Origin of the sequence: Micromonospora sp. MW-13, assembly GCF_003434305.1 — a bacterium.
Classification (GTDB): domain Bacteria; phylum Actinomycetota; class Actinomycetes; order Mycobacteriales; family Micromonosporaceae; genus Micromonospora.
The window spans coordinates 1-1,540 of sequence record NZ_QKKX01000040.1; the positions used below are offsets into that span (position 1 = coordinate 1).

1 protein-coding gene is annotated in these 1,540 nt (G+C 66.9%); it reads left to right on the plus strand.

Features of this window, described 5'->3' with window-relative positions; translation table 11 throughout:
• The first annotated feature begins 52 nt into the window (after positions 1 to 52).
• Positions 53 to 1,540, plus strand: a complete 1,488-nt coding sequence (locus C5N14_RS32715; RefSeq protein WP_128763613.1) for a hypothetical protein — start codon at positions 53 to 55, stop codon at positions 1,538 to 1,540.

The window sequence follows — 1,540 nt, forward strand, 5'->3', positions numbered from 1 at the left end:
CAAGGACCGGGACCGTCGGGGTGAGCGTGACGAGGAGGGCCGGGTCCGTGAGGTGCCCTGCGACGACGACGCGCTGGTCGAAGCGGTGGTACGGGCCAACAACGAGCTGGGCGGCACGCTGAAGCTGGCCCGGGACTGCAAGTACGAACTGGGCGACCACGACCGCAAGAACGGCTCGGCCCTGCCCACGATCCGCCAACGGATCACCATCAAGGGCGAAAAGTCCGTCATCAAGCGCGACTCCAAGGACGCCTTCCGCATCTTCACCGTCGGCGAGGGCGGCGAACTCACCCTCAAGGACGTCACCCTCAAGGACGGCAACGCCGCCCGCGAGAAGAAGCACGAACCCGAGCCCTGGCCCACCACACCCGGAGGCACCACCCCACCCACGGCCGCCAAGCCGGGGCCAGCCGCCGCGCCGGTGGCCGAAGGAGCCGCGCCGAGCACGCCAGGAACCAACCCGGTTGAGCCGGGGATGCCTGGCGGGCCGGGGATGCCTGGTGGGCCGGGGATGCCTGGTGGGCCGGGAATGCCTGGCGGGCCGGGTGGGGACTGGCCCGGAACCTACGACGAGGGCGCCGACGGCGGCGCACTGCTCGTCAAGCCCGGCGGCACCGCCATCCTCGAAGACAGCAACCTGTTCAACAACAACGCCAGCGGCAACGGCGGCGCCATCGCCAACTTCGGCCGCGTCCTGCTCGACCGCACCACCGTGGACAACAACCACGCCAAGGCCAACGGCGGCGCCATCTTCAACGCCGGCATCCTCAAACTCAAGGAAACCCGCATCGGCAACAACACCGCCGGCAAGAACGGCGGCGGCATCGCCAACGGCAACACCTACGAACCCAAGATCGCCATCGGCACCACCGCCACCGGCACCGTCGAAATCACCAAGAGCACCATCCACAACAACAAGGCCGACCACAACGGCGGCGGCATCTACACCGCCAACGGCTTCCTCGACATCACCTCCACCGACATCAAGGACAACACCGCCTGCCACAGCGGCGGCGGCGTCTACGCCACCAACACCAACCTCCACCTCCGCCACGTCACCATCGACAACAACAAAGCCAGCCAAGACGGCGGCGGCGTCTTCAACACCAGCACCACCAACAAGCCCAAGACCACCAACGAACACGACAACGACGACAACAACGACCGCGGCAGCGCCACCATCGACGACAGCGCCATCCGCGGCAACACCGCCGGCCGACGCGGCGGCGGCATCTTCAACGGCGACCCCGACCTCAAACCCGGCCCCAACAAAGACAACCGCGCCACCCTCACCCTCCGCAACAGCGAGGTCAAGGGCAACACCGCCGGCAACGGCGGCGGCATCTTCAACAACCGCGGCCGAGTCAACATCATCAACACCAAGGTCACCAAGAACACCGCCACCGACACCAACAAGCCCTACGACATCGCCGGCGGCATCGTCAACAACGACGGCACCGTCCGCCTCGACGACGAATCCATCGTCATCGACAACGACCCCACCAACTGCACCGGCCACATCCCCAACTGCTTCGCCTGA